A 23,220-nucleotide genomic window follows, 5' to 3' on the forward strand; every position below is an offset into this window, starting at 1 on the left:
AAAACAATATGAGAAAAATTAGTTTAAGTGTGATAATGATTGCGTTATTAGTCGTTACACTATTTTCAAGTTCTATTTTAACTGGAGTTACAGTTCCTGCAGAGGCAGCAAAATTTGATACAGGAGATACAGCCTGGATGATTGTTGCAACAGCTTTAGTATTAATCATGACTCCTGGATTAGGATTTTTCTACGGAGGTATGGTAGGTAAAAAAAATGTAATCAGTACAATGCTACAAAGTTTTGTTGCTATGCTTATTGTAACAATTTTATGGGTTGTTATTGGATTCAGTTTATCTTTTGGTACTTCTATAGGAGGAGTTATTGGAGATCCATCAGAGTTTTTAATGTTTCAAAATGTAGGTGTTTCAACAGCCTGGGGAACAATTCCTTTTATGTTGTTTGCATTGTTTCAGGCTAAATTTGCTATTATTACGCCAGCTTTGATTACAGGAGCTTTTGCTGAAAGAGTTCGTTTTTGGGCGTATATGTTATTTATGGTTTTATTTGTTCTATTTATTTATACTCCATTATGTCACATGACTTGGCATTCTGATGGATATTTCTTTAAAATGGGAGTATTGGATTTTGCAGGTGGTACAGTAGTACATATGAGTGCAGGATGGGCTGCTCTTGCAGGTGCAATCTTTTTAGGAAAAAGAAAAGTACAAAAAGTGAATCCTGCTCGTATCACTTACGTATTATTAGGTACAGCTTTATTATGGTTTGGATGGTTTGGATTCAATGCAGGTTCAGCTTTAGGTTCTAATGGATTAGCAGTTCAGGCTTTAGGAACAACTACAGTTGCTGCTGCTGCTGCAGGTATGGCTTGGGTATTTTTGGATAAAATATTAGGTCATAAATTATCTGCTATGGGAGCTTGTATTGGATCTGTTGTAGGTTTAGTAGCGATAACTCCAGCGGCTGGTTTTGTTAGTATTCCTCATGCAATTTTCATTGGATTGTTTAGTAGTATTGTAAGTAATATTTTGGTGAGTAAATTCCCTAAAGGAAAAATTGATGATGCTTTAGACGTATTTGCTTGTCACGGTGTTGGAGGTATGGTAGGTATGTTGTTAACAGGAGTTTTTGCTTCTAAAGATGTTAACCCAGCTGTTGTTGACCAAGGTCTTATCTTTGGTGAATCAACATTATTCATCAACCAATTAACAGCTTTAGTAATTGTATCTGTTTTTGCATTCTGTGCTTCTTATGCTTTATTCTTTATTGTGAACAAAATTACTCCATTAAGAGTTAGTGAGGATAAAGAAGAGTTAGGATTAGACATCTCTCAACACGGAGAATTTTTGTAGTCAACTACATTGATAATTTATTGTATATAATAATAAATACAATAATATAAAATAGAAAAAGCTTAGTTAAACATATAGTTTGACTAAGCTTTTTTTTGTTTAGTGTGATTTTAGTGTACTAATCGTAAGTATTTATAAGCTAAAAGAGACTTGTTTGGTTTTGGGCTGTTTCAAGACGGGACAACATTATATAAAAAAAGCTAACTTAAATTTCTTAAGTTAGCTTTTTTCTATTGATGTTTTTTAGTCTTTTATCTCAAACTTGCTCCAAGTTCTGTTTCAAAATTCTTCTGTAATTTGCTCATGATTTTGTCAATTTGAGCATCGGTAAGCGTTTTTGAATCATCTTGAAGAATGAAACTCAATGCATAGGATTTTTTACCCTCAGGCAGATTTTTACCTTCGTAAACATCAAAAAGGTTGATGTCTTTCAATAGGCTTTTCTCTGTTTGTCTGGCAATTGCGTAAATACTGTCGTAGTTTACATTTTGATCAATCAGTAAAGCTAAATCTCTTCTTACCTCAGGATATTTAGTGATTTCAGTGTATTTAATTTTGTTAGGAATGGTTTTTAAAATAGCTTCCCAATTAAAATCAGCATAGAAAACTTCCTGTTTGATTGCGAAGTGTTTTAGAATTGATTTTTTTACTACACCAAATTCTACCAACGTATTTTGAGTTGTTCCAATGGCAATTCCTTCAGAGAAAACATCCGATTTTACAGGAGTGTTTTGTGTTTTTTGAATTCCCAGTCTCGAAAAAATTCCTTCTACATAACCTTTGAATAAAAAGAAATCAGAAGGTTTTTGTGGATTAGTCCAGTTTTCCTGGTTTCTGTTTCCGGTTAAAAACAAAGTAAGATGTTTGTGTTCTTCATAGCCGGAAAGGAATTTATGGTATGATTTTCCAAATTCAAACAATCTTAAATCGGCATTTTTACGGTTAATGTTGTAAGCAATAGCTTCTAATCCCGAGAATAATAAAGATTGACGCATAGTTGCCAAATCATTACTCAATGGATTCAACATTGTTACATTGTGCTCTTCTTTTAGCATTTCTGAAAGCTGAACATAAGAAGCTGTAGTCAATGAATTAGCCATTATTTCGTGGAATCCTTGTGAATTCAATTGATTTCCAACGATATTTTGCAACTTATAATCTTCGTTCCTTGGCGCGTTAAAAACAGTAGCGCTTAGTTTGTTCGAAAAATCAATTTTATTGTAACCGTAAACTCTTAGGATTTCTTCAATAACATCAATTTCTCTTTGAACATCCACGCGATATGCAGGAATAGTCAAACCTAAACCGGCATCCGAAACACTATTTACCTTAATATCTAATGAAGCTAATATTTTTTTGATAATGTCTTTTGAGATTTGTTGTCCAATAATTTTATTTACTTTATCAAAATTTACAAATACTGAGAAATCTTCCACTTTTTTAGTGTAGATATCGATAAGATCAGAAGTGATTTGACCTCCGGCAACTTCCTGGATTAATAAAGCCGCTCGTTTTAAGGCATAAGCAGTAATACTAGGATCAATTCCTCTTTCAAATCTAAAAGAAGCATCGGTATTTAATTGATGTCTTTTTGCAGTTTTTCTAACGCTTACAGGATTAAAATAAGCACTTTCTAAGAAGATAGAAGTCGTGTTATCAGTCACTCCCGATTTTTGACCACCAAAAACCCCTGCAATACACATTGGACCTTTTTCGTCACAAATCATCAAATCTTCTTCGTGTAAGGTTCTTTCAACATCGTCTAAAGTGGTGAATTTTGTTCCAGCTTCGACCGTTTTTACATGAATTTTTCCGTTGATTTTTGCTGCATCAAAAGCGTGTAAAGGTTGTCCTAAATCATGTAAAACATAATTGGTTACATCGACAATATTGTTTTTTGGATTGATCCCAATAGCTTTTAAACGATCTTGTAACCAGGCTGGTGAAGGTTTTACCGTAATACCCGAAATGGTAACTCCACAATAACGAGGTGCTAATGCAGGTGAATCAACCTTAACGTCAATCTTTAAAGTACGCATGTCTACTCTAAAATTACTTACAGATGGCGTAATTAATTCGACACTAACCCCGTTTTGTAATAATCCGGCTCTCAAATCTCTCGCTGTACCTAAATGACTCATGGCATCGGCGCGATTTGGCGTTAAGCCAATTTCAAAAACTTCGTCATTTTCTATTTTGAAAACTTTGGCTGCCGGAGTTCCAGGAACTAAGGCATCATCCAAAACCATAATTCCGTCATGACCAGTTCCAAGACCTAATTCGTCTTCGGCACAAATCATTCCGTGACTTTCCTGTCCGCGGATTTTCCCTTTTTTTATGCTAAATGAACCTCCTTCTTTATCATATAATACAGTACCAATAGTTGCTACAGGCACTTTTTGTCCTGCTGCTACATTAGAAGCTCCACATACTACTTGTATTGGGGTTTCATTTCCTACATCAACAGTTGTTACTTTTAGTCTGTCGGCATCTGGATGCGGTTCGCAAGTCAATACATGTCCTACTACAATACCTTCTAATCCTCCTTTTACAGATTGATATTTTTCAACAACTTCTACTTCAAGTCCTAAATCAGTGAGTAATGCTGCTGTTTCTTCTGAATTCCAATCGGTTTTAATGAATTGTTTTAACCAGTTGTATGATATTTTCATTTGTAAATTTTAATGAGGTGCAAATATAAGGATTGCAGTTTGGAGAAAGAAACAATTTTTTTGGTTTTTTAATGTTATTTGTGTCTGTTGTATTTGGGAGCGTATTTATGTAATTGGTTTTTTTAAGTTTAATATTTTGTGAATTGTATAATAAAATTAAGTTAAAAAAGAGAATATGTTCGTTTTGTGCTGTTAGTTGAAAAGATTGTGCTACTCTTATGAATTCTATAAAAGTAAATTTGAAAGAATTAAAAAATATAAATAATATGAGTGATATAGCACAAAGACCTGAATTTAAGGCAAAGTATGATAATTATATTGGAGGAAAATTTGTAGCTCCTGTCAATGGTGCTTATTTTGATGTGGTTTCACCAATAAATGGAAAAGTATTTACGCAAGCAGCACATTCTACTAAGGAGGATTTAGAAATAGCTGTTAATGCTGCTGATGAAGCTTTTAAAACTTGGGGAAAAACGTCGTCTACAGAACGTAGTAATTTGTTAAATAAAATTGCTCAAGTTATAGAAGACAATTTAGAATATATTGCTACCGTAGAAACCATTGATAATGGAAAAGCCATTAGAGAAACCTTGGCTGCAGATATTCCTTTAGCGATAGACCATTTTAGATACTTTGCTTCTGTAATTAGAGCAGAAGAAAGTTCGATAACTGAATTAGATTCTCAAACCGTTTCCATTGCTTTAAGTGAACCTTTAGGAGTTGTTGCTCAGATTATTCCTTGGAATTTTCCGATTTTAATGGCTGTTTGGAAATTAGCGCCAGCATTGGCAGCAGGAAATACAGTGGTTTTAAAACCAGCCGAGAGCACCCCAATTTCTATATTAGTTTTAATGGAATTAATTGGGGATATTCTTCCTCCAGGAGTAGTAAATATTGTTAATGGTTTTGGAGCTGAATTAGGAAGAGCTTTGGTAACCAATAAAAAAGTTTCTAAGGCTGCATTTACAGGTTCGACAACAACAGGACGTTTGGTTATGCAATATGCTACCGAAAATATAATTCCTGTAACCTTAGAATTAGGAGGGAAATCGCCTAATATCTTTATGAAATCAGTAGCTGATGCTGACGATGCTTTTTTTGATAAAGCCATTGAAGGTGCTGTTTTATTTGCATTAAATCAGGGAGAAATATGTACATGTCCTTCTCGTTTGTTAGTTCATGAAGATATTTACGATAAATTTATTGCTAAAGTAATCGAAAGAACCGCTGCTATAAAAGTGGGTAATCCGTTAGATAAGACGACCATGATGGGAGCACAAGCCTCATTAGTACAAAAAGAAAAAATTATGTCTTACCTTAAATTAGGCAAAGAAGAAGGAGCCGAATTATTGACAGGTGGTGATGAGAATAAATTGGGAGGAGATCTTGAAGGGGGATATTATATTCAGCCTACTATTTTTAAAGGAAACAATAAAATGCGAATTTTTCAAGAAGAAATTTTCGGACCAGTATTAGCGGTGACTACTTTTAAAACTACCGAGGAAGCCATAGCTATTGCAAATGATACCATGTATGGTTTAGGAGCAGGTTTATGGACTCGCGATGCACACGAAATTTATCAAGTTCCAAGAGCAATTCAAGCGGGTCGTGTTTGGATTAATCAGTACCATTCTTATCCAGCGGGAGCTCCGTTTGGGGGATATAAACAATCGGGAATAGGTCGTGAGAATCATAAAATGATGTTAGGTCATTATCGCCAAACAAAAAATATGTTGATTTCTTATGATAAAAATAAACTAGGATTTTTTTAATAATAGTTGTTAATTGAAAAAAGGTGAGTTTTCGAACTTGCCTTTTTTTATAAATAAATTTCACAAACCATGATAAAAAGAATTGACGCTACCCAAGAAGCTATTGCATTAATCCAAACGCTAAAAGAAAAACATGGAGAACTTATGTTTTATCAGGCAGGAGGTTGTTGTGAAGGTACGCAACCCCAATGCTTTGAAAAAGGAGGTTTTTATCAACGTATGGGGGATGTATGTATTGGAACAATTGAAGGTACCGAATTTTGGGTTGATAAAGATTTATTCGAATATTGGAAACATGCTCATTTTACTTTGAAAGTGATTGATGCTTTTGGTGTAGGCGGATTTTCATTAGAAACACCTTTGAAAAAAACATTCCAAATTGAATATCGTATTTTTACACCAGAAGAAGAGCTGAATTTAGAACCCGTAAAATATATTGAATAAGCTAATTTATATAGAGCAGTTGGTATTGTTTAGGAGTAATACCTTCATGTTTTTTAAACAAACGACTAAAATAATTACTATCATCAAATCCCGCCATGTGACAAACTTCATTTATTTGTATTGTTGGATTTTTAAGTAATTGCTTAGCATGTTTTAATTTTTCATTAATCACAAATTCAATGGGACTTATACCCAATTCTCGCTTAAACAATCGAGAAAAAGAAGTGGTACTCATACAGGCTGTATCGCTTAATTTTTTGAGATTTATATTCTCTCTAATATTCGATCGAATGTATTCTAAAACTTCATTAATTGGAGAATTTGGTTCAGAGTAAACACCATCATCTATGGACTTTATTGTTTGTGTTTGGACTATTCGAATTAATAATTCTTGTAAAGTTAAGTCGGCAAGAGCGTCTTTTGTAACTGATGTACTCATGCATTCCTTGATGAGTTTATTCATTGTTGTGGCTAATTCTGTATTGTTGTAAAAATAATAGTTTTGGTAATTTAATTTCCAAAACTGATTGTTTCCTTCTTTAGGATAACGTTCATTTAAGAATTGTAACGTACTGTTAATTTTAGTTTGATCAATTGCTAGAGCCAAACATTGCGTAGGATTGTTTTTAGTAGCTTCAGGAAAATCAATTTTCATTTCTACATTAGACGGAATCATTACTGTCTCACCAGGTAAATATTCAAAACCAGGATCATCAAAAAGATGCATTACTTTTTTTCCTCTCAACATACTTGTAACCACTAAATCATTAAATTTTAAAGGAACTAACGTAGAGGATTTATAAGTTTCAAATAAGTTTAATTCACAGTGATTTAGATTGTAAACGGTTCTGTTTTCAATCAAAGTTTTCAATGATTTCTCATTCGATAATTTGGGAGGAGTAATTAAAGCACGATTGGTGTTCATAAGTTTAAAACTTTTCAAGTGTGCCTTAAATTTAATAAAAATAATTTATAGTAATTAATAAGCTTATGTTATAATTTTAAATTATTTCTTCTACATGTTTTTTAATGTTTTCAGATATTTTTTTGGTTGGCAAATCATTGGCATCTGATCCAAAAGGATCTTCAATTTCTTCGGCAATTAATTCTAAACTTGCCAAGACATAAAATATAAAAACCACTACAGGAATAACATAATATCCCAAAATAAAAACATAAGCAAAAGGCAGGGTAAGTACATAAATAAAAATGAATTTTTTTATAAATGCACTGTAAGAGTAGGGAATGGGGGTGTTTTTAATTCGCTCACAAGCCCCACAGATATCGGTGAAAGATTGCAGTTCGTTATTGATAATGATTAACTGGTCGCCGGTAATTTTTTTGGTAACATATAAATCATTGACTTTTTGGAACAACATTTTAGCCAGTTGATTAGGTTTGTGTTTGTGATGGTTAATTTCTAAATCAACATCATCAAACAATTGTTTTGCGGTATCACTATCGTCTAAATGTTTCTGCAAAATAGAAGCATAGCCGGGAATTATTTTTCTAAAAAAACTACGGTCACTTTCGGTAGTTAAAATTGCCGATAGTTTTAAGGCTAAATTTCGACTACTATTTACCAGAGCCCCCCACATTTTTCGTCCTTCCCACCAGCGGTCATAAGCTGTATTGGTTCGATAAGCCAGCAATAATGAAATGACAAAACCTAGCATACTGTGCATCACAGAAATGTTTTTTACATAACTGTTTTCGGGTAAATGCCAATATACGAGTTCTAAATAGCCAATAATTCCAGAGTATATTCCGATAAGGACCATTATTGGGAATAATTTTCGAATGGTATCTGCCTTACTGATAAAAAAGATAAAACGAATCCAATCTTTTGGGTTGTATGAAGTCATTGATGTATTTTTTTTGACAAAAATAAATTAAAAACTCATATTTCCGGCTAATTCTTTTAGTGCAATTTCGGATAATTTGGCTTGAAATTGTGCATTAGTATATCGCACAGTAGCATTTACAAAATTTAATTGAGCGGTTCTGAATTCTAATGTGGTTATGGTGCCAATATGAAATTTATCCAGTGTAATTGCCAGATTTTGCTTGGCAATTGCTTGATTGGTTTCTTCTAATTTAATAAGTTCTAAATTGGTTAAATAGGTTTGGTAGGCAGTTGCTAATTGGGTTTCCAAATTTAGATTTTGTTGTTCAATTTGTAATTTGGCATTTTCAATTGCCAGATTGGCTATTTTTTCATTACGATGTTGGGCAAAACCATCAAACAAATTTAAGGAAGCGCTTAACCCATAATTAAATCCTCTTGAAGAAGACTGAGTGACAAAACCTAAACTGGATTCGGTTTCACTAAAGTTGTAAGCTGTATTGACTCTTATTGTAGGATATCGGGTAGCTTTTACTTGCTTTAATTGTAATTCGGCTACTCTTTTGTTGATAATTTGTGCCTGCAGTTGCGGATTTTGTTTTTGTGCCAAATTACTTAATTCATCCAGTTTTAAATGAGCATCCACGTTAAAAATAGTGCTTACCTGAAAATCTATTTTAGTATCTCTGGCTAGTATTTGATTCAAAAGAATTTTAGTATTGGCAAATAATTCTTTTTGTTTTAACAGCGTTACTTTGTCGGTATTCAAATCAACCTGAGCGTTTAAGACCTCTAGTTTTGAAGCCTTACCTATGCTAAATCGGTTTTGTGCTAAAGTTAATCGTTGATTAGAAATAACCAGTGTTGAGTCTAATGCAGCTAATTGCTGTTGTTGTTGTACTAAATCAAAATAAGTGGCATAAACATCGGCAATTTTAGTTAAAATGCTTAGTTTTAATTGCGATTCTCCGAGTTTTTGAAGTTCCTGAAATTGCTCTCTTTTGGCAAACATACTCATACCGTCAAAAATAGTCCAGCCTAGACTTACACCATAATTCAGACTGTTATTTTTAGCATTGTTTAAACTGTTTTCTGTTCCGTCAAGACGAATTTGGGACAGGTTTTGAATGTTGTTGTTGTCAACTACATTTGCGGTTAGCGTAGGAAGCATTCCTGCATTTCCAATAGTATTATTGGTTTGGTTTACTTTCAAATTGTTAGCCGCAATTTTAATGTCGTAATTGTTTTCTAATGCTGTTTTTAGAGCATCTTCAATAGTTAATACTCCCTGAGCATTTGTTTTTACAATGCAAATCAAGAATAAAATGAGACTACGGATTACTGTTTTTGTATTCATATTATGTTTTCCTTTTGCCACAATTTCAGGATTTTGTGACCAATAAATTATTTACTAGCTTTTTCGTATTCGTCAATACGGTCAAATTCAGGATAATGTTTCTTAGCTCGGGACCACATATAATAAAGTGCTGGAATAATAAATAAGGTCAATATTAGTGAAAATATAGTTCCTCCTACAATAACTACTCCCATCCCAATTCTACTGGTAGAAGCTGCTCCAAGCGACATTGCGATAGGTAAAGCTCCCAGCGCAATGGCTAAACTCGTCATTAAAATAGGTCTTAAACGAGCTTCCGAAGCTTCCATAATGGCCTCGTATTTGGATTTTCCCTGTTCCCGCAATTGATTAGCAAATTCGACAATTAAAATTCCGTTTTTAGTTACTAAACCAATGAGCATTACTGTTCCAATTTGGCTAAAAATATTCCAGGTCTGGTCAAATAACCATAATGAAAATAAGGCTCCGGCTACCGCCATTGGTACAGTAAGAATAATAATTAACGGATCTACAAAACTCTCAAATTGAGCTGCTAAAATCAAGAAGATTAATAATAAAGCCAGTCCGAAAGCGAAAGATGTATTGGAACTACTTTCGACAAAATCTCTGGATTCTCCTCCTAAATCGGTGGTGAAACTATCATCAAGAACTTTTGCTTTTATTTCGTTCATAGCATCAATTCCGTCGCTGATGCTTTTGCCGGGAGCCAAACCGGCTGAAACTGTTGCCGACATATAGCGGTTATTGTGATACAATTGTGGAGGGTTACTTTGTTCTTCAACACTTACCACATTGTCCATCTGAATCAATTCGCCTTTGTTGTTTTTAACAAATATCGAAGTTAAATCAAGCGGTTTTGAGCGGTCTTTTTGGTCAAATTGACCAATAACCTGATATTGTTTGCCGTTTTTAATAAAATAACCAAAACGCTGTCCGCTTAAGGATAGTTGCAAGGTTTGGGCAATATCAAGTATCGAAATGCCTAAACTTTCGGCTTTGTCGCGGTCGATAGTTACATTGATTTCGGGTTTGTTGAATTTTAAATTGACATCAGTAATCGAAAAAACATCACTTTTGCCCACTTCTTCCATGAGAACGGGAATTTTTTCACGCAATTTTTCAAATGTTGGAGCCTGAATAATATATTGAATTGGCAAACCACCACGTCGGTTTACGGCAATTGTAGGCTGTTGGATAACCGATGTTTTAGCGTTTGGATATTGTTTAGTCCATTTGGATAATTTATCGGCAATATCTTTTTGCGAAGCTTCTCTTTCGGTAACATCTTTCAAGGTGAGTCTGACAAAGCCACTATTAATAGAAGCCGAACTAAATCCGGGAGATGATATCACTAAGCTTACTTTTTTTTCAGGAATGGAATCATCTACTAATTTTGAAATTTCCTGCATAAAACGATCGGTATATTCGTATGTAGAACCTTCAGGTGTGGTCATACGCATGGTAATCGAACTTCGGTCGTCATAAGGCGCAGTTTCTTTAGGTAACAAAGTGTAGAATAAATAAATAATTCCAAAACAAGCAATCAAAATTGGAAAACTAATCCATTTTTTATCCATAAAGGCCTTTAACGAATTAGCATAACTGTTATTTAATTTTTCGAAAAAAGGTTCGGTTCTAACATAAAAATCGGATTTTTTCTGTTCGCCTCCTTTCATCAAATAAGCATTTAGCATAGGGGTTAAAGTCAAGGCTACAAATGCCGAAATGAGTACTGCTGCACCAATGACAACCCCAAATTCCCTGAATAGTCTCCCAACAAAACCTTCTAAGAAGATAACAGGTAAAAATACCGCTGCTAAAGTTACCGAAATCGAAATTACGGCATAGAAAATTTCGTTAGAACCTTTTATAGCTGCTTCAATCGGCGACATACCTTCTTCGACTTTCTTAAAGATATTTTCGGTAACTACAATTCCGTCGTCAACTACAAGTCCGGTTGCTAGAACAATTGCTAAAAGGGTTAGGACATTTATTGAAAAACCAAAAAGCCACATAATAAAAAAGGTAGCAATCAACGAAACCGGAATATCAATCAAAGGTCGGAAAGCAATGGCCCAATCTCTAAAAAACAAGTAGATAATAATGATTACCAGAATGATAGAAATCCCTAAAGTTTCGGCAACTTCCAGCACTGATTTTTTTACAAAAGCAGTGTTATCCAGTGCAATATTGAGTTTGATGTCTTCGGGTAAATCTTTTTTTAAGGCTTCATATTTTTTATAAAACTCTGTTGAAATATCTAAATAGTTGGCTCCCGGCATAGGCACAATAGCCATACCAATCATTGGAAGTCCTGATGATGTTAGTTGTGTTTCAATATTTTCGGCTCCCAGACTGGCTGTTCCTATATCACTAAAACGAACAATTTTGTCTCCTTCGGTTTTAATAATGATGTTGTTGAATTCTTCGGCACTGGATAAGTTTCCAATGGTTTTTACGGCTAATTCGGTATTGCTTCCGGTTAGTTTTCCTGATGGTAATTCTACATTTTGTGCATTTAAGGCATCGCGAACTTCGGCAACAGTACAGCCATAAGCGGCTAATTTTATGGGATCAATCCACAAACGCATGGCATAGCGTTTTTGTCCCCAAATTTGAACGCCGCTAACTCCCGGGATGGTTTCTAATCGTTGCGAAATAACATTCTCGGCATAATCGCTCAATTCTAATGAGTTTCTGCGGTCACTTTGAAGGGTCATCGAAATAATGGACTCACTATCAGCATCTGCTTTAGAAACTACTGGTGGAGCATCAATGTCTTTGGGTAAATTTCGAACAGCCTGAGATACTTTGTCACGCACGTCATTGGCAGCACTTTCAAGGTCTTTGTCCAAATTAAATTCGATGGTAATAATACTGCTTCCCTGATTACTGGACGAAGTAATGTTTCGGATACCATCGATGGAATTGACCGCTTTTTCGAGTGGTTCGGTAATTTGGGATTCAATAATATCCGAATTGGCTCCTGTATAATTCGTGCGAATAGAAACCTGTGCAGGATCAATCGAAGGGAATTCGCGAACTCCCAAAAAGCTGTATCCTATTAAACCAAATAATATGATTAAAAGGTTCAAAACTATTGTCAAAACAGGTCTTCTTATGCTTGTGGTGGATAAACTCATGTGAGATTGTAGATTTATGATTTTAGAATTATGATTTATGATTTTAGAGTTTAGATGTATAAATCATAACCCCAACACATAAATGAAATTTCTATTTTCTTACTTTTACTTTTATTGGAGCCTCATCTTTTAATGACATCACACCGCTGGTTATTAAAGTATCTCCTGCATTTAATCCTGAAAGTATTAAAATTGAAGAATCGGTCCTGGTAGTAGCTTCAATCATGACTTCTTTGGCTTTGCCCATATTTGAAATAAAAACTTTTTTACCATTCTGTACCGGTACAATAGCTTCTGTTGGGATAACAATAGCATCGTTAATGGTGCTTAATGGTAAATTTACATCAGCAAAAGTTCCAGGGAATAGTTTCCCATCAGTATTATCAGCAATAGCACGAATTTTCAACGTTCGAGTTGTAATTTCTACTTCGGGTTCAATAGCGTATATTTTTGCGGTATATTTATTTGTAGAACCTGAAACATTAATATCGATTACAGCACCCATTTTTACTTGTGCCGCATATTTTTCAGGAATCGAAAAACTGATTTTTACTTTTTCGACATTGACTAATTTGGCAACTAAAACGGTAGGAGTTATGTAAGTTCCCGGTGAAATGGAACGCAATCCGATTTTTCCCGAAAAAGGTGCTCTTACTGCAGTTTTAGCAATTTGAGCCTTGATTAATTGACTTTGTGCTTTAGCCGAAGCATATTCTGCTCGGGCAATATCGTATTCTTCCTGACTTATTGCTTCTTTTTGTAGCAAAAGCTTAGCTCTTCTTTCATTTTCGGCTGCCAGTTTTTCTTTAGTAGTTGTTTGACTTAATTGTGCTCTTAGTTCAGAATCATTAACTTTAAAAAGCAGTTGTCCTTTACTGATATTACTCCCTTCTTTGAAGTTAATACTTTCTACAATTCCTGAAACTTCTGAGCGAATTTCTACTTGTTCATTGGCTTCAATAGAACCTGATAACGAAAGATTGTTCTCAAAAGTTTGTGGTTTTACTACAATTCCATTTACTGCAATTGGACTTTTTTTATCTGATTTGTCTTTACCGTTTTCAGAGTCGCTTTTGTTTTCGATGACCCTATAAGTAATGAACGAACCTAATCCGATGATTAATAAAGCGTAAACTATGTTTTTAATTTTCATAAAAGTAGATTTTGTGGTCAAAAAGACTTTCTTAATGGGAATCTTTAGACTTTGCAAGTTAAAAGTAAATTTGATATTTGTAGGTACAACAATTTTATTTTAAACAAAATTTAACAAGTAGAAAGTGTGTTTTTAATTATCGCATCTTAATATGACATTTGTTTTAAAGAAAGGTTTATTTCCTTTTTTTAAAATTACTAAAAAAAAGTGCTGTTATTTTGTATTATTACTGTTAAGTTGTATTCTATTAGTTTTTTAACTAATATAATTCCAGATATTTTTTTTCTTAGTCAATTCCATATAGACTGCTCTCAAAACAGTATGTTCCGGTTTTTGTAAAGGTGCGTCGTCTGATAGAATTTTTATAGCATGTGCTCTGGCGAGCGATAATATTTCTCTGTCTTTAACAATGTCGGCAATTTGAAGGTTGAGTACGCCACTTTGTTGGGTTCCCATAAGGTTTCCTGGCCCACGAAGTTTTAAATCGACTTCGGCAATTTCAAAACCATCATTAGTGCGAACCATAGTTTCCATTCGGGTTTTGCTGTCGGAACTCAGTTTATGATCTGTAATTAGGATGCAATAACTTTGTTCTGCACCACGTCCTACGCGACCCCGCAATTGGTGCAGTTGCGAAAGTCCAAAACGTTCGGCACTTTCAATAATCATAACGGAAGCATTAGGAACATTTACGCCCACTTCAATTACAGTTGTAGCCACCATAATATTGGTTTTTCCTTCGGCAAAGCGTTTCATTTCGGCATCTTTATCCGCTGGTTTCATTTTGCCATGAACAATAGAAATAGCATAAGTTGGTAGTGGAAAATCTCTGGAAATACTTTCGTAACCGTCCATTAAATCTTTGTAATCCATTTTTTCCGATTCCTGAATCAATGGATAGACAATGTAAATCTGACGGCCTAAAGCGATTTCGTCCCGAATGAATTTCCAAATCTTTAAGCGGTTGCTGTCATAACGATGTACGGTTTGAATGGGTTTTCGTCCCGGAGGCAATTCGTCAATAACCGAAATATCTAAATCACCATACAAACTCATCGCTAAAGTTCGCGGAATAGGAGTGGCGGTCATTACCAAAATATGTGGCGGAATATCGTTTTTTTTCCACAATCGGGAACGTTGTTCTACTCCAAAACGGTGTTGTTCGTCAATAATGGCTAAGCCCAAACTATGGAATTTTACTTTGTCCTCCAGCAGAGCGTGTGTGCCAATAAGGATTTGTAAACTACCATTTTCCAGTTCTTCATGGATGATTTTTCTATCTGAAGTTTTAGTTGAACCAGTCAGTATTTTTATATTTAAATTCAGTTTTTTAGCTAACTCAGAAAGTCCGATAAAATGTTGATTGGCTAAGATTTCTGTTGGTGCCATCAAGCAAGCCTGAAAACCGTTATCCATCGCCAGCAACATACTCATAAAAGCTACAATGGTTTTTCCCGAACCTACATCGCCTTGTAATAAACGATTCATCTGGGCATTGGTTCCCATATCGGTTCGGATTTCTTTAATCACTCTTTTTTGAGCGTTAGTCAGTTCAAAAGGCAGATGATTTTGGTAAAATTCGTTGAAAAATTCGCCTACTTTGGTAAATGAATGTCCTTTTATTTTGTGTTTTTGAATCAGGTTTTTCATAATCAGTTGGATTTGGATGAAAAACAATTCTTCAAATTTTAATCGAAATTGAGCTTTTGCCAAGGCATCGGCACTTTTAGGAAAATGGATATTAAACAAGGCGGCATTCTTCGGAATTAACTTCAACTCTTGCGTTAAGTAATCAGGCAGGGTTTCTGTAAACAAGGCTTGTGTTTCCAAAAACAATTGTTGCATCATTTTGTTGATTACCCGGTTTGAAATCCCCCGATTAGTCAGGGTTTCGGTCGAAGGATAAACGGGTTGCATCGCTGAACGCAAACTTTGTTCGTGTTCGCTCCACAATTCGATTTCGGGATGAGCCATGTTGTACATGCCGTTAAACGAAGTACATTTTCCAAAAATCACTATAATTTGATTTAATTTCAAGGATTCTCTGATCCATTTGTGCCCTTGAAACCATACCAATTCCATCTGACCGGTATCATCGATAAAAGTAGCCACGAGACGTTTCCTGCCTTTGGCAAATTCTACGGTTTTTATATTGATAATCTTCCCGATGATTTGTACTTCGGCTACATTATTTTGTAACTCGTTGATTTTATAATAACGGGTTCGGTCGATGTAGCGATTTGGATAAAAATTGAGTAAATCTGCATATTTATGAATCCCCAATTCCTTTCGAAGCAATTCGCCCCGACTAGGACCAACGCCTTTTAAGTATTCGATAGGAGTGAGCAGGAGATTGTTAGAGGACATGAATTGATTTTAGATTTTAGATTGCTGATTTTAGATTTTAGATTTCTTAGAAATCTTCAATTCGTCAAAGTCGCATCTTTCAATTTTAAGACGAAGATAGTTTATAATTGGGAATTCTGAAAATGCAAATTTTGGTTTTATTATCGCTTTATTTGATGATAATTTTAATTATCGTGTTATTTGGTGATAATTTAAAATATCGTTTTATTTGGCGATAATTTTGTATCTTGCATCAAATTTTAAAATATGAAAGCAGTAATTACAGGGGATATTATGCACTCCAGAAAAGTTCTTTCGTCAGTATGGCTGACTGATTTGAAGGCAGTTTTGAAGAATTATGGCAATGAACCTAAAGATTGGGAAATTTATCGAGGAGATAGTTTTCAGTTGCTTGTACCCGCCGAAGATGCCCTCGAAATAGCATTATTGATTAAAGCTACAATCAAACAACACAAAGCGCTTGATGTTCGAATGGCAATAGGTGTGGGTAATGTTGATTATAGTGCTGATAAGATAACCGAATCGAATGGTACTGCTTTTATCAATTCAGGGGAATGTTTTGAAGGTTTGAAAAAAGAAACATTAGGAATACAAACGCCTTGGATAGAATTTAATTCCACTTTTGAAGTTATTCTTTCTTTTATGCTGATGATTGTTGATAACTGGACAAGTACATCTGCGGAGGTTATTAAAAAAGCATTTGAAAATCCTGAAATAAATCAAAATCAATTGGCTACGGTGCTGAATAAAAAAAGCCAAAGTTCGATAAGTGCTTCGTTAAAAAGAGCAGCTCATGAAGAATTGAAAAATATGATTGCATTTTATAAACAAGAAATCAAAAAACAATGGTAGCATTATTTTTAAGTTTGCTTTTGGCTCATTTGTTAGGTGATTTTTTGTTGCAGCCAACTGCCTGGGTAAAAGACAAGAAGAAGAAAAAAATCAAATCGAAGTATTTGTATTTTCATGTAGGATTACATTTTATATTATTGTTGATTACAACTCAGTTTAACAGCGATTATTTATTAGGAGTTGCTTTTGTGACTTTGAGTCACCTTGGGATTGATTGTGCCAAATTGTATTTTGAAAAAAAGAAAACGGAAAAACTTTGGTTTTTTGTCGATCAGCTGTTGCATTTGGTGGTGATTGCAGTAGTAGTATTTTATTATTTTCCAGTTGAAATTTCTATAACAAGTTTGTACTCACAGCAAAATTTAGCTTTGATTACGGCTTTAGTTTCGGTAACTTATGTGAGTGCTATTGTTTTAAAAGTACTGTTGTCTAAATGGAGTGACCAACTTATTAAAACCGATGATAATACCAATAATGCAGGGAAATACATTGGAATTCTGGAACGACTTTTTATTTTCTTTTTTGTGGTGATGAATTTTTGGGAAGGAATCGGTTTTTTATTGGCTGCGAAATCTATTTTCAGGTTTGGTGATTTAAAAGAATCCAAAGACGTTCGTTTGACCGAATATATTTTGATAGGAACTTTGTTGAGTTTTGGATTCGGAATTTTATTTGCGATGCTTTATAAGGGACTTTTACAGATATAGTAAATTTTACCGCAAAGTTATGCTAAGATTTATGTGAAGTTTCGCAAAGTTTTTTATGATCTGTGAAAATCTGCGTGCTTATGTATTTTCACGCAGATTTAGCAGATTCTGACAAATTGTAAATATTGATTAGATTAAAATTTGTGGGTTAAAATAAAATTATTCTGGAATTTGTTGACTTAGACAATGTAAGGTTCCGAATCCCCAAATTAAATCAATTGCGCTTATGCCTATGATTTCTCTGTCCGGGAAACATTCCGCCAGAATATTTAAAGCCTTTCTATCATTTGGGTCATTAAAAGTTGGTACTAAAACACAATTGTTTAAAATTAAGAAATTAGCATAACTAGCCGGTAATCTTAAGTCTTCGAAATCCAGGCGTTTTGGCATAGGTAGAGCTACAATAACAGGTGGTTTTCCGTTTTCCAACTTGGCATTTTGTAAACGCTTCAAATTGTCCTGTAAAGGTTTGTAGTTAGCATCATTCGGGTCAGTTTCTACGATGGTTACAATAGTGTCTTCGTTTACAAATCGAGCTAAATCATCAATATGTCCATGAGTGTCGTCTCCTGCAATTCCATCGCCTAACCAAATTACATTAGTGACACCCAAGTATTCTTTAAAAACAGCTTCGTAATCTTGTTTAGTAAAACCGGCGTTACGTACCTGGATACTCAGGTGCATCAGGCATTCTTCTGAAGTTAATAGCGTTCCACGACCGTTTACATCAATGGCACCACCTTCTACAATTACTGGTTTTCCTTTATAGGTTACTTGTGTTAATGGTATTTTTAAGAAATCTGAAACAATAGTAGGAACATGCTTGTCCAGTTGGAAGTTTTTGTATTTTGCCCAGCCATTGAAGTTAAAGTTTAATCCCTCTCTTTTTCCGTTATTATACACTATGATAGGACCTGAATCACGCATCCAGCTTCTATTTGTTTTTTGGATGATAAATGAAACTTGTTCCAGATTTACTCTTGCTCTATCGAGCATATCGGTTACTTTGGCTTTTAGTTTTTCATCAATAACAACCAAAAACACTTTTTCATAAGTAGCCACTTTTTTGATGAATTCTACAAATGCCCATTGGATCGCTTCGTATTTTCCAGGCCAATCATTTCCATTGTGCGGAAAACAAAGTAAAATTCCCTCTTGTTTTTCCCATTCGGCGGGAAATCTTCTGTTTGTAGTTGTCATAAAAAAGCTAAAATTTAATGACCGCAAATATAAACATTCAATGGGAATTTAAAATGATGAGGCTAATTTAGCTTACAAAATTTAAAAATAACAATATTTTAAGAAATTGTAAGCTTATGTTGTTTTGGGATTTAACTTTTTGGTAGTCAGATTGGTGCTACTTTTTTATGTATCCAATTAGGTCAAGAGATGAAGAAGAATCCATAAAATATTGGGATTATATAACTTTAAAATAACAACTATAAGAATAATATGATTTATATTTGTGCTAAATTTTAAAAACAGAATATAAATTAAATAATCATGAAAAAGAAAATTGCAACCTTATCCTTATTCGTACTTTCATTTGCTGCTAGTGCACAAAATGTGGGAACAGCTTCTACTGAAAAAACTGTTGATGTAAGTGCCTATAACAAATGGTCTATCGAATTAAATGGTGGTATTAATAAAACAACTGGTGCAATGACAGCAGGTTTTTATACAGATACACCTAATTTATTTCATGCAGATTTAGGAGTAAGGTATATGTTTAACCCAAAATTTGGTTTGAAGTTAGATTTTGGATACGATAAATTAAAAGAAGGAAAAGAGTCTTTTGCTTTTGATTCTAATTATTTCAGAACTGATTTACAAGGGGTAATCAATTTAGGAAGAGTTTTGAATTTTGAAACATGGACTAATAGAATAGGATTATTAGGGCATGGAGGTTTTGGAGTTTCAATGCTTACATCAGATGGATTTAATGGTGAAGATTATATGGCAAATGGAATTGCGGGATTAACTACTCAAGTTCGTTTATCTAATTCAGTTGCTTTAACAGCAGATTTCACAGGAATTATCAATGGTAATCAAACGTATAATTTTGACGGGATGTCACAAACAACCGCAAAAGCATTTAACGGAAGTATTTTTAACGCATCGTTAGGTCTTACTTTTTACTTAGGTAAAAATAAAAGACATGCTGACTGGATTGGTGAAGCTGACAGATTTGATGCTTTAGAAAATAGAGTATCTTTAATCGAAACAGCTCTTATTGATTCTGATAAAGACGGTGTAGCGGATTTATATGATTTGGAACCAAATTCTATTGCAGGTGTAGCCGTTAATACAAAAGGACAATCTATTGATAATAATAAAAATGGAGTTCCGGATGAAATGGAAAGTTATTTAGATGGCAGATACGCACAAAAGAATAGTAATCTTACTAACAGTACTGTTGAAGAGTTAATTAATGGAGGATACGTAAATGTATATTTTGATTTTAATTCAGCTAAACCAACAAACGCTTCATTATCAGGAGTTGACTTTTTAGTTAAATATTTGAAAAATAACCCATCTAAAAGAGCGGATATCATAGGATATGCAGATGAGGTAGGTAATACAAGTTATAACCAACAATTATCTCAAAAAAGAGCTGAAGCGGTTAAAAATATTGTAACTAATGCTGGAATTGACGCTTCAAGATTAACTGTGAAAGGGAATGGAGAAGATACATCAGTGAATAAAAATTCTGCTGAAGCACGTCAAATCGTAAGAAGAGTTACTTTTAAAGTGAATTAATTTTTACAACTAAATAATAAAAAGGCTGTTTTGACTGTAAAGTTGAAACAGCCTTTTTTTTGCACCTTATTTTTTCATTAGTTTCTGATATCTTAACATTAAAGCAGGTTTTAGCTGCTGTTTTTCCTGTTTAAATTAAAGATTTCATAATGATGGCTTAATTCAAAAGCTTTGTTCGAAATATATTTTTGCTCCAAACAAATAAATTATAAAACATGAAAAATTTTGGAATTTCATTATTGGCTACTCTTTTTATTTTCTGTAGTTGCGAAAATGATAAAGCTGACAACAACAAGGAAATTGAAGTTAACGAAGATGTGGCAAGTTTTAAAGAAGTAGGTTCATTAAAAATAGGTGGTGAAGCAGCGGCTGAAATTAGTGCTTATGACGAAACAACTAAAAGACTTTTTACAGTAAACAACAGCGCAACGAATCAAATTGACATTATAGATTTATCGGATGCTACGAGTCCTAAAAAAATTGCATCGATTTATTTGTCTGATTACAACGGAGCTTCTAATAGTGTGGCTGTTTACGGTGGTAAGCTGGCTGTAGCCTTAGAATCGACAACTAATAAGCAAGCAAATGGAAAAGTTCTGGTCTTTAATACTTCTGATTATACTTTAATTAAAGAAATTACTGTGGGAGCGTTGCCTGATATGGTTACTTTTTCGCCTGACGGGAAATATATTATGACTGCTAACGAAGGTGAACCTAATGCTGATTATTCGGTAGATCCTGATGGGACAATTTCGATTATTGATGTTACTAATAATTATGCGGTAACAACTTTAAATTTTGCTGCTTTCGAAAGTCAGTTAGCTACCTTGAAAACCAAAGGATTTAGAGTTTCGAAAACAACTAAAAGTTTTGCTGCCGATATTGAGCCGGAATACATTACGATTTCAGATGATTCTAAAACGGCTTGGGTTACATTACAAGAAAATAACGGAGTGGCTAAAGTTGATTTGGCAAGCAAAACGATAAGTTCTGTTTTTGGATTAGGTTACAAAGATTTCAACACTGTCGAAAACGGAATTGATGTTAGTGATAAAGATTTAGCTGTTGCATTTACACCATGGAAACTAAAAGGATTGTTCATGCCTGATGCTGTTGCAAGTTACATAGTAAATGGAACGCCATATTTTATTACTGCCAACGAAGGTGATGCCAGAGAATATAATGGTTATTCGGATGTTGCCAGATTAAAATCATTGACTTTAGATCCAACTGTTTTTCCTGATGCAGCCACTTTGAAAACCGATGCTAAAATGGGACGTTTGAATTTAGTTTCCACAGAAGGTGATACAGATAATGATGGAGATTTAGACGAGTTAATTAGTTTTGGAGCACGTTCATTTACTATTTGGAACGGAAATTCCGGAAGTTTGGTTTTTGATAGTAAAAATGATTTGGATAAACGTTCAAATGATTTTGGTACTTATGATGACGCTCGTAGTGATGATAAAGGTTCAGAACCTGAAGCTGTGGTAGTAGCCAAAATGGGAAACAAAAATATTTTGTTTGTAGGTCTTGAAAGAACCGATACGGTAATGGTGTATGATATTACTAATCCATCGGCACCACAATATTTACAAAGTATAAAAACAGGTGATGCTCCAGAAGGTTTGCTGTTTATTCCTGCTTCTAAAAGTCCAAACAAAAGAAGTTTGTTAGTGGTAAGTAGTGAAGGGGATGGAACAGTGAAGTTTTTCCAACCTGATTTGAATTAAAGAAAGTTGCTAAGAGTCTGAGATGCTAAGTTGCTAAGATTATATTTGGCTTTAGTTTAAACTTAGAGCCTTAGTATCTTAGCTTCGTAAAAAAAATCTACCAAAAGTAAGTAATTACAATTGGTAGATTTTTTTGTTTGTTATAAAAGAAATTAATCAATCGCTCTTTTAGTAATATCTCCAAAAGCATCAATTCTTCGGTCTCTAAAGAAAGGCCAGTTTTGACGCACATTTTCTTGTAAGTCTAAATCGACTTCGGCAATTAGAATTTCTTCTTTGTCGTGTGAGGCTTGTGCTAAAATTTCACCTTGTGGCCCAGCAATAAATGAAGCTCCCCAAAATTCAATTCCCGGAGTATTTGGTAAATATTGTTCTAAACCAATTCGGTTAGCCGCAGCTACATAAACGCCATTGGCTACGGCATGTCCTTTCATAACGTTCATCCAGGCACCATATTGGTTTTCGCCATATTGTTCTTTTTCCTGTGGATGCCATCCAATTGCTGTTGGGTAAAACAATACTTCGGCACCTTTTAAGGCGGTAATTCGAGCTGCTTCTGGATACCATTGATCCCAACAGATTAATGTTCCAATATTTCCTTTTTGGGTTGGATTGTTTTTAAAACCTAAATCACCCGGAGTGAAATAGAATTTTTCGTAAAAAGCAGGATCGTCCGGAATGTGCATTTTGCGGTACAAACCAGCTTCTGTTCCATCGGTATCGATGATGTACGCACTGTTGTGGTAAATTCCAGCCATTCTTTTTTCGAAGAAAGGAACAATAATCACCACTCCTAATTCCTTTGCCAATTGGCTAAAAGCAATGAAAGAAGTACTGTACAATGGTTCTGCTAATGCAAAATTGTCAACATCCTCACTTTGACAGAAATAATGACTGCTATATAATTCAGGTAAAGAAATCACTTCGGCACCTTGTGCGGCTGCGTCTCTAACCCAACTGATACATTTTTTTAGGTTATTTTCGGCAATATCATTCAAATTCAACTGAATAACGGCTATTTTGTATTTTTTATTTGGCATCGATAAAAATTTTAGATTGCAAAAGTAGGGATTTTTATGAAGAGTAGAAATGAAAATTTAG

General features: G+C 34.2%; 16 protein-coding genes. 7 read left to right on the top strand and 9 right to left on the bottom strand.

What is annotated here, in order from left to right; translation table 11 throughout:
• Positions 1–8: 8 nt before the first annotated feature.
• Entirely contained in the window at positions 9–1,313 is a 1,305-nt protein-coding gene (locus FDM27_RS12505; protein WP_071186042.1) for an ammonium transporter, read from the top strand.
• Between the two features lie 251 nt (positions 1,314–1,564).
• Here the strand turns inward: FDM27_RS12505 and pheT are convergent, their stop codons facing one another.
• The gene (gene pheT, locus FDM27_RS12510; protein ID WP_140486893.1) at positions 1,565–3,985 is read right to left on the bottom strand and encodes a phenylalanine--tRNA ligase subunit beta; all 2,421 of its coding nucleotides are present in this window, start codon (positions 3,983–3,985) and stop codon (positions 1,565–1,567) included.
• A 266-nt stretch (positions 3,986–4,251) separates the two neighbouring features.
• On the opposite strand from pheT, the gene FDM27_RS12515 reads away from it, so the two are divergent.
• Both FDM27_RS12515 and FDM27_RS12520 read left to right on the top strand, forming a co-directional pair.
• Entirely contained in the window at positions 4,252–5,757 is a 1,506-nt protein-coding gene (locus FDM27_RS12515) for an aldehyde dehydrogenase family protein (RefSeq protein ID WP_140486895.1), read from the top strand.
• A gap of 69 nt (positions 5,758–5,826) precedes the next feature.
• Positions 5,827–6,201, top strand: coding sequence for a DUF779 domain-containing protein (locus tag FDM27_RS12520; protein ID WP_140486897.1), 375 nt, complete (start codon positions 5,827–5,829; stop codon positions 6,199–6,201).
• 1 nt (position 6,202) lies between these two features.
• Here FDM27_RS12520 and FDM27_RS12525 read toward each other — a convergent pair whose 3' ends face one another.
• The 6 genes from FDM27_RS12525 to recG all read right to left on the bottom strand — a co-directional run bounded on the left by FDM27_RS12525 (position 6,203) and on the right by recG (position 16,067).
• Complete coding sequence (locus FDM27_RS12525; protein ID WP_140486899.1) at positions 6,203–7,126, bottom strand: AraC family transcriptional regulator; 924 nt, start codon at positions 7,124–7,126, stop codon at positions 6,203–6,205.
• Positions 7,127–7,202: 76 nt separating this feature from the next.
• Positions 7,203–8,066: a bestrophin family protein gene (locus FDM27_RS12530; protein ID WP_140486901.1), complete on the bottom strand. Its 864-nt coding sequence runs from the start codon at positions 8,064–8,066 to the stop codon at positions 7,203–7,205.
• A 27-nt stretch (positions 8,067–8,093) separates the two neighbouring features.
• The gene (locus FDM27_RS12535; RefSeq protein WP_140486903.1) at positions 8,094–9,404 is read right to left on the bottom strand and encodes a TolC family protein; all 1,311 of its coding nucleotides are present in this window, start codon (positions 9,402–9,404) and stop codon (positions 8,094–8,096) included.
• 47 nt (positions 9,405–9,451) lie between these two features.
• The gene (locus tag FDM27_RS12540) at positions 9,452–12,547 is read right to left on the bottom strand and encodes an efflux RND transporter permease subunit (protein WP_140486905.1); all 3,096 of its coding nucleotides are present in this window, start codon (positions 12,545–12,547) and stop codon (positions 9,452–9,454) included.
• 91 nt (positions 12,548–12,638) lie between these two features.
• Positions 12,639–13,700 carry an efflux RND transporter periplasmic adaptor subunit gene (locus FDM27_RS12545; protein ID WP_140486907.1) on the bottom strand — a complete coding sequence of 354 codons (1,062 nt, stop codon included), beginning with the start codon at positions 13,698–13,700 and terminating at the stop codon, positions 12,639–12,641.
• A 255-nt stretch (positions 13,701–13,955) separates the two neighbouring features.
• Entirely contained in the window at positions 13,956–16,067 is a 2,112-nt protein-coding gene (gene recG / locus FDM27_RS12550; RefSeq protein ID WP_140486909.1) for an ATP-dependent DNA helicase RecG, read from the bottom strand.
• 246 nt (positions 16,068–16,313) lie between these two features.
• On the opposite strand from recG, the gene FDM27_RS12555 reads away from it, so the two are divergent.
• Positions 16,314–16,919 carry a transcriptional regulator gene (locus FDM27_RS12555; RefSeq protein ID WP_140486911.1) on the top strand — a complete coding sequence of 202 codons (606 nt, stop codon included), beginning with the start codon at positions 16,314–16,316 and terminating at the stop codon, positions 16,917–16,919.
• A complete protein-coding gene (locus FDM27_RS12560) occupies positions 16,913–17,626 on the top strand; it encodes a DUF3307 domain-containing protein (RefSeq protein ID WP_140486914.1) in 714 nt (237 codons plus the stop codon). Before FDM27_RS12555 ends, FDM27_RS12560 begins: the two co-directional genes overlap by 7 nt.
• 159 nt (positions 17,627–17,785) lie before the next feature.
• Here the strand turns inward: FDM27_RS12560 and FDM27_RS12565 are convergent, their stop codons facing one another.
• Positions 17,786–18,826 (bottom strand): agmatine/peptidylarginine deiminase, encoded by a 1,041-nt coding sequence (locus FDM27_RS12565; protein WP_140486916.1) that lies wholly within the window; start codon positions 18,824–18,826, stop codon positions 17,786–17,788.
• A 303-nt stretch (positions 18,827–19,129) separates the two neighbouring features.
• On the opposite strand from FDM27_RS12565, the gene FDM27_RS12570 reads away from it, so the two are divergent.
• A complete protein-coding gene (locus FDM27_RS12570) occupies positions 19,130–20,386 on the top strand; it encodes an OmpA family protein (protein WP_140486918.1) in 1,257 nt (418 codons plus the stop codon).
• A gap of 215 nt (positions 20,387–20,601) precedes the next feature.
• Positions 20,602–22,119 carry a choice-of-anchor I family protein gene (locus tag FDM27_RS12575; protein WP_140486920.1) on the top strand — a complete coding sequence of 506 codons (1,518 nt, stop codon included), beginning with the start codon at positions 20,602–20,604 and terminating at the stop codon, positions 22,117–22,119.
• A 152-nt stretch (positions 22,120–22,271) separates the two neighbouring features.
• Here FDM27_RS12575 and FDM27_RS12580 read toward each other — a convergent pair whose 3' ends face one another.
• Complete coding sequence (locus FDM27_RS12580; RefSeq protein WP_140486922.1) at positions 22,272–23,159, bottom strand: carbon-nitrogen hydrolase; 888 nt, start codon at positions 23,157–23,159, stop codon at positions 22,272–22,274.
• Positions 23,160–23,220: the final 61 nt, after the last annotated feature.

The sequence above is a fragment of the Flavobacterium sp. GSA192 genome (assembly GCF_006386525.1).
GTDB classification, from domain to species: domain Bacteria; phylum Bacteroidota; class Bacteroidia; order Flavobacteriales; family Flavobacteriaceae; genus Flavobacterium; species Flavobacterium commune.

Coding starts and splice junctions, on each gene's coding strand:
- FDM27_RS12540 (WP_140486905.1), bottom strand. CDS start 12,547: ATGAGTTTATCCACCACAAGCATAAGAAGACCTGTTTTGACAATAGTT.
- FDM27_RS12525 (WP_140486899.1), bottom strand. CDS start 7,126: ATGAACACCAATCGTGCTTTAATTACTCCTCCCAAATTATCGAATGAG.
- FDM27_RS12565 (WP_140486916.1), bottom strand. CDS start 18,826: ATGACAACTACAAACAGAAGATTTCCCGCCGAATGGGAAAAACAAGAG.
- pheT (WP_140486893.1), bottom strand. CDS start 3,985: ATGAAAATATCATACAACTGGTTAAAACAATTCATTAAAACCGATTGG.
- FDM27_RS12535 (WP_140486903.1), bottom strand. CDS start 9,404: ATGAATACAAAAACAGTAATCCGTAGTCTCATTTTATTCTTGATTTGC.
- FDM27_RS12580 (WP_140486922.1), bottom strand. CDS start 23,159: ATGCCAAATAAAAAATACAAAATAGCCGTTATTCAGTTGAATTTGAAT.
- FDM27_RS12570 (WP_140486918.1), top strand. CDS start 19,130: ATGAAAAAGAAAATTGCAACCTTATCCTTATTCGTACTTTCATTTGCT.
- FDM27_RS12530 (WP_140486901.1), bottom strand. CDS start 8,066: ATGACTTCATACAACCCAAAAGATTGGATTCGTTTTATCTTTTTTATC.
- FDM27_RS12555 (WP_140486911.1), top strand. CDS start 16,314: ATGAAAGCAGTAATTACAGGGGATATTATGCACTCCAGAAAAGTTCTT.
- FDM27_RS12515 (WP_140486895.1), top strand. CDS start 4,252: ATGAGTGATATAGCACAAAGACCTGAATTTAAGGCAAAGTATGATAAT.
- FDM27_RS12575 (WP_140486920.1), top strand. CDS start 20,602: ATGAAAAATTTTGGAATTTCATTATTGGCTACTCTTTTTATTTTCTGT.
- FDM27_RS12520 (WP_140486897.1), top strand. CDS start 5,827: ATGATAAAAAGAATTGACGCTACCCAAGAAGCTATTGCATTAATCCAA.
- FDM27_RS12545 (WP_140486907.1), bottom strand. CDS start 13,700: ATGAAAATTAAAAACATAGTTTACGCTTTATTAATCATCGGATTAGGT.
- FDM27_RS12505 (WP_071186042.1), top strand. CDS start 9: ATGAGAAAAATTAGTTTAAGTGTGATAATGATTGCGTTATTAGTCGTT.
- FDM27_RS12560 (WP_140486914.1), top strand. CDS start 16,913: ATGGTAGCATTATTTTTAAGTTTGCTTTTGGCTCATTTGTTAGGTGAT.
- recG (WP_140486909.1), bottom strand. CDS start 16,067: ATGTCCTCTAACAATCTCCTGCTCACTCCTATCGAATACTTAAAAGGC.